This is a genomic window from Sandarakinorhabdus sp. (assembly GCF_041689835.1).
Taxonomy (GTDB): domain Bacteria; phylum Pseudomonadota; class Alphaproteobacteria; order Sphingomonadales; family Sphingomonadaceae; genus Sandarakinorhabdus.
Genome location: NZ_JBDNFM010000223.1, coordinates 1 through 5,122, shown reverse-complemented (window position 1 = coordinate 5,122; position 5,122 = coordinate 1). Strand labels below are relative to the sequence as shown.

Annotated in this window: 6 protein-coding genes; 4 read left to right on the top strand and 2 right to left on the bottom strand. The window is 64.9% G+C overall.

The window, feature by feature from the left end:
- Positions 1 to 396: 396 nt before the first annotated feature.
- The 3 genes from ACESL8_RS11965 (at position 397) to ACESL8_RS11955 (ending at position 2,645) form a co-directional block, all read left to right on the top strand.
- Positions 397 to 1,410 (top strand): M23 family metallopeptidase, encoded by a 1,014-nt coding sequence (locus ACESL8_RS11965; protein ID WP_372919146.1) that lies wholly within the window; start codon positions 397 to 399, stop codon positions 1,408 to 1,410.
- A 46-nt stretch (positions 1,411 to 1,456) separates the two neighbouring features.
- Positions 1,457 to 1,789, top strand: coding sequence for an iron-sulfur cluster insertion protein ErpA (gene erpA / locus ACESL8_RS11960; protein WP_372919144.1), 333 nt, complete (start codon positions 1,457 to 1,459; stop codon positions 1,787 to 1,789).
- Positions 1,790 to 2,003: 214 nt separating this feature from the next.
- Positions 2,004 to 2,645 carry an HAD-IA family hydrolase gene (locus tag ACESL8_RS11955; protein ID WP_372919142.1) on the top strand — a complete coding sequence of 214 codons (642 nt, stop codon included), beginning with the start codon at positions 2,004 to 2,006 and terminating at the stop codon, positions 2,643 to 2,645.
- Here the strand turns inward: ACESL8_RS11955 and ACESL8_RS11950 are convergent.
- Both ACESL8_RS11950 and ACESL8_RS11945 read right to left on the bottom strand, forming a co-directional pair.
- Positions 2,623 to 3,825 carry an acyl-CoA dehydrogenase family protein gene (locus ACESL8_RS11950; protein ID WP_372919140.1) on the bottom strand — a complete coding sequence of 401 codons (1,203 nt, stop codon included), beginning with the start codon at positions 3,823 to 3,825 and terminating at the stop codon, positions 2,623 to 2,625. The two genes, ACESL8_RS11955 and ACESL8_RS11950, sit on opposite strands and share 23 nt — an antisense overlap.
- Positions 3,822 to 4,847: a phosphotransferase family protein gene (locus tag ACESL8_RS11945; protein ID WP_372919138.1), complete on the bottom strand. Its 1,026-nt coding sequence runs from the start codon at positions 4,845 to 4,847 to the stop codon at positions 3,822 to 3,824. The genes ACESL8_RS11950 and ACESL8_RS11945 overlap by 4 nt, the downstream gene beginning before the upstream one ends.
- Here ACESL8_RS11945 and ACESL8_RS11940 point away from each other — a divergent pair.
- Positions 4,846 to 5,122: GNAT family N-acetyltransferase (locus tag ACESL8_RS11940; RefSeq protein WP_372919136.1), on the top strand; the 277-nt coding region annotated here is incomplete at its 3' end. The genes ACESL8_RS11945 and ACESL8_RS11940 overlap by 2 nt on opposite strands.

The following is a 5,122-nucleotide window of genomic DNA, read 5'->3' as shown; positions in this document are numbered from 1 at the left end:
GCCTTACCGCGTCAAAATCATCCCGAAGCGCGATCCCAGTCCCCATGACGATGTCCTACCTGAGCACATCGCCATAGATTCACACTTTTAGACCCTTGGGAATCCCCCCGCGAGTCGCGATCAACGCGACTTGGTATAATACGCTCCAAGGCGGCCCGGGTTTCATGCCTTGGCAAAATAAAGTCACAATTCGTCGCCTGCGCCGAACGGTTGACCGCTCCCCAGCAACTGCCCCGTTGTCCACTCCGGCCGGGGCTGCTCTTTGACCCACGTCAGCCGGGCCTCCCGGCGACAAGAGGGGATCATGGTTTCGACGGGTTCTGCAGCTGGAACATGATTCCGGTTAAAGAGTCGTTTGTGCCTCGCTCCCCGCTTGATGAAGGGTCGCACTGGGTCATGCAATTTCAGATCGGCAAGATGATGCTGGCGGCGCTGGGCCTGATGGGCCTGGGTGTTGTCGCTCCAGCCGCTGCGACTGATGCGACCACCGCTCCGATTTCTGCCGTGTTTGCCGTTTCGGCGATGACACTGGATGACAGCACTGCCAACCCCGCAAGCAGCGTGGCTGAAGCTCGCCGCGCCTTCCTCGCCGCGCTGGCCAACGAACGCACCGATGCGACCACTCTGGCGCGCCTGCTGCCGCGCGCCGGCCAGCCGGTTGCCGCGCTGATCGGCGCTGCGCCTGCCGGGGTCGCCCGCGCCGAAGCCGTGCTGCGCCGACTTGGCCTCAACCCCGATCGCTTCCTCGCCAATCGCGTCGGCTCCGGCGGGCCGTTTATCGCCGCCAATGATCCGCAGGTGCGCGATCTGCAGGCCAGTGCCGCGCGTCAGGCGGCCATCGCCGCCTCCTTCGCCACCATCCCGGCCTTCCTGCCGGTGAACCATTACAATCCCTCGTCGGATTTCGGTTACCGTTCCGATCCGTTCCACGGCGGCGGCGCCTTCCACGCCGGCATCGACATGACCGGCAAGACCGGCGATGCCATCCATGCCGCTGCCGATGGCGTGGTGGTGCGCGCTGGCTGGTGGGCCGGTTATGGCAAGGTGGTTGTGGTCGATCACGGCAATGGCCTTGAAAGCCGTTATGGCCACATGTCGCGTTTTCATGTGAAGGAAGGCGATGTGATTCGCCAGGGCCAGGTCATTGGCGGTATGGGCTCCACCGGCCGCTCCACCGGTACCCACCTGCATTTTGAAGTCCGCCTTGATGGCCGCGCGCTCGATCCGCAGCCGTTCATCGATCTCGCCAACTTCGGCGTCGGCGCGCCGGCCCGCAGCCGCCCGACCGTGATTGCACCAGTTGATATCGCCAGCAACGAACCCTTTGCGCCGCTGGCCAGCGACGACATGGTTATGGCCGGCGGCCGCACCTGGACAGTCTCGCTTGGGAAATTCCGCTCGGGGCGCTGACGGCCTGCCGGTTGCAGCCGGCCCCAGGTGTGCTTACATTACAGTCATGGACACGCCCCCCCGTCTTTCACTCGCCGCTGCCCAGCGCGTCGCGGTCATCGCATCCCGCCAGGGCAAACCCGGCCTGATGCTGCGCCTTGCTGTGGATGGCGGAGGTTGCGCTGGTTTCCAGTACCGGTTTGGCCTCGAAGATGCGCCGGCTGAAGGTGACACCATCGTGGAAACCGGCGGTGTCACCATGCTGGTCGATCCCGATTCGCTGCCCTTCGTCGCCGGCGCCGAGGTGGACTATGTTGAAAAAATCGGTGCGGCGGCTTTTGAAGTGAAGAACCCGCAGGCGGCCTCGGGCTGCGGCTGCGGATCAAGTTTTTCGATCTGAGAGAAGGTGCCTCCGGCGTGCAGAGACGCAGTCCCTGCACCCGTTTTGTATCCGATCTCTCTGCGATCAGGTCTGCCATGCGCCGTTGACGGGCAGATCCAGAGGGTCTGCCCCCCTGACCGCCGGAGGACGCTCGCTATTCGTGCTGTGCCGGCGATGGGAGGGTGATGTTTGCCGCTTCTCCCCCTAAGGACGGGACGATCAGGAGGCGCATATGGCAATACAGGCGGTGATTTTCGATTTTGGCGGGGTGATCACTTCGTCGCCGTTCGAGGCCTTTGCGCGATATGAAGCGCAGCGCGGCCTGCCGCATGGTTTCATCCGCACGGTGAATGCCACCAATCCCGACAGCAACGCCTGGGCGCGGCTGGAACGCAGCGAGATCAGCACCGCGCAATTTGATGCAGCGTTCCGGGCCGAGGCGCTCAGCCTTGGCCATGATGTGCCGGGCGGTGATGTGCTGCCACTGTTGGCTGGTGAGGCGCGGCCCGGGATGGTGGCGGCGCTGGGGATATGCAAGGCGGCGTTCAAGGTGGGGTGCATCACCAACAACGTGGCAAGTGAAGACGATATCGGCTGGGGACCCAGCGTGAAGCATATCCTGACCGCATTCGACCATGTCATCGAAAGCGCCAAGGCCGGGCTGCGCAAGCCTGACCCGCGCATCTATCTGATGATGTGCGAGGCGCTGAATGTGCCGCCGGAAGCCTGCGTTTACCTCGATGACTTGGGCATCAATTGCAAACCGGCGGCCGCGCTGGGCATGACCGCGATCAAGGTGACCAGCGAAGCTCAGGCGCTGGCCGATCTGGCGGCGGCAACCGGGCTGCGGTTTACCAGCCAACCGGATCGGTGAAGGCGCTGCCCTGTCGTTCCAGTTGGACGGCGATGGCGTATTTGTGCACCTCGGTGGGGCCGTCATAAAGGCGGAAGGGCCGCATGTCGCGGAAGATCATCTCCACCACGGTTTCGCTGGTGACACCGATGCCGCCCAATATCTGCACGCAGCGATCGGCGACCTTGAACAGATCTTCCGATACGCTGGCCTTGACGATGCTGCTTTCGTGGCGGGCACGCACGCCATTATCGAGCAGCCAGGCGACATGGCGGATGGCCAGGCGGGCCTGGTGCAGGGCGATCTCGTTGTCGGCCAGCATGAAGTTGACGCCCTGATGCTGGATCAGCGGCTTGCCAAAGGCGGTGCGCACGCGGGCATGTTCCAGTGCGATGTGCTGGCAGCGCGCCGCCGCGCCAAGCCAGCGCATGCAGTGGGTGAGCCGCGCCGGCGCCAGCCGCATCTGGGCATAGCGCAAGGCCGAACCAATCTCGCCCAGCAGGTGCGACGGGCCGAGGCGCAGCCCCTCGAAGCGCACGACGCAGTGTCCTTCGACATAGTTGCGGTCCATCGAATCCATCACGCGTTCGATGGTGATGCCGGGGGTGCCGCCTTCGCACAGGAACAGGGTGGGGCCGTGCGGGCCGTGAGCATTGGGCTCTACATTGGCCATGATGATCCAGGTTTTGGCGCCATTGGCTCCGGTGATCAGCCATTTCAGGCCCGAAATCTCGTAATCATTGCCGTTGAACACGGCGGTGGTCTTGAGCTGGCCGGGGTCGCTGCCGGCGCCGTCCGGCTCGGTCATGGCAAAAACGCTGCGGCGCTCACCGCTCACCATGGGGGCGAGGAATTGTTTCACCTGATCGGGCCGCGCGATGCGGGACAGCAGATACATGTTGCCTTCGTCTGGCGCGGCGCAATTCATGGCCACGGGGCCGAGCGTCGACCAGCCCGCCGCTTCGAACACCGCCGCCTGCGTGGCGTGATCAAAGCCCATGCCTCCCAATTCCGTGGGCGCTTGCGGGGTGAGCAGGCCTTCCGCCTTGGCCAGGGCCACCAGCTCGGTCCGCAGGCTGTCGGTCGGGCCGTGCTGGGTCAGTCGCGGGTCACGCTCGAAGGGGATGATCTTGTCGATCACAAACTGGCGGACGCGGCGGGCCAGCGCCTTGGTGTCTTCGGGCAGGGTGAAATCGGTCACAATTCGCCTTTCGTGTGGGCTGCCAGCGCCTGGGCAACGATTGCCAGCGCCAACGCTTCGAACCCTTGATAGCGCGTCCCGTCCATCTCGCCGCGCTGCCATTTTCGGTAAAGTTGCATCCACGCCGTTGCCAGCCGTAACCGCGCCAGCGCCAGCGGCCAAACCAGATCGCCGACATCCTGCCCGCTGATTTGTGCGTAACGCGCCGCCACTGCGGCCCGGCCCGGCCAACCGGGGGTAAGGGAGGGCACGGCCAGCAGCGGCTTTACATCGCCGGGGTCGCCTGGCTGGATCCAGTAGGACAGCAGCACGGCCAGATCAAAGCCGCGCGGGCCGCGGGTCGCCATGTCCCAATCAATCATGGCGCGGGCTTGGCAAGTGGCGGGATCGACCAGCAGATTGTCGGGTTTCAGATCCATGTGCAGCAGCACGGGGGCACCCTTTTCGGGCGGCACGGCGGCGGTGAGCGCGGCGATCAGATTGGTAACGCTGGCAGGCAGGCCATCGGGCCACACCGCGTCGGCCCGCGCCCACCAGCCCTTCAGTTGACGGGCGTGAAACCCCTCCGGTTTGCCGAGATCGCCAAGTCCCACCGCCACCGGATCAAGCGCGTGCAAGGCTGCCATCGCCTGCAGGGTGGTTTCCACCAGCGCCAATCCACCGCCAGACTCCGCCGGCAATGTTCCGGCAATCGCCACGCCCTCGCGCCGTTCGATCAGCTGGAATTTGGTGCCCAGCACCGCCTCATCGCCGCAAAAGGCGATCAGGCGCGGCGCCAGCGGGAAGTGCGGGGCAAGCGCGGCGAGCACCCTGGCTTCGCGCGCCATGTCGCTGGCGCCGGCCGCCAATTGCCCCGGCGGCGGGCGGCGCAGCACAGCTCGAAGTCTTTTTGGTCCGCTGGTCAGTTCCACGCCTTCGTTGCGATTGGCGATGCCGCCGCCCAGCCGCTCCAGCCGCGCGCCCGGCCCCAGCGCAAGGCCGTGCGCGGGCAGCCATTGGGCCAGGGTTTCAAGGTCGGTCATGCCCCGTCTGGCTATCACGCCCACGCGGCCCGGCAACAGCCTGTCAAAAACAGGTCGCTGGCATGTGGCAGGGGCACTGCTTATGCTTGATGCCATGGTTGATCCGCTGATCCTCACCGCTGAACGGCTTGTCCTGCGTCCGCACCGGCTGGAGGATTTCGAACGGTTGGTGGAGATGTGGTCGCATCCGGTGGTGGTGACGCATTTCGGCGGCAATCCGTTCAATCGCGACAAGAGCTGGAATCGGCTGCTGCGTTACGTCGGCCATTGGCAAT

What these genes read in the sequence shown, in the direction of transcription:
- ACESL8_RS11965 (WP_372919146.1), top strand. Translation starts at nt 397, where the DNA reads ATGCAATTTCAGATCGGCAAGATGATGCTGGCGGCGCTGGGCCTGATG.
- ACESL8_RS11955 (WP_372919142.1), top strand. Translation starts at nt 2,004, where the DNA reads ATGGCAATACAGGCGGTGATTTTCGATTTTGGCGGGGTGATCACTTCG.
- erpA (WP_372919144.1), top strand. Translation starts at nt 1,457, where the DNA reads ATGGACACGCCCCCCCGTCTTTCACTCGCCGCTGCCCAGCGCGTCGCG.
- ACESL8_RS11945 (WP_372919138.1), bottom strand. Translation starts at nt 4,847, where the DNA reads ATGACCGACCTTGAAACCCTGGCCCAATGGCTGCCCGCGCACGGCCTT.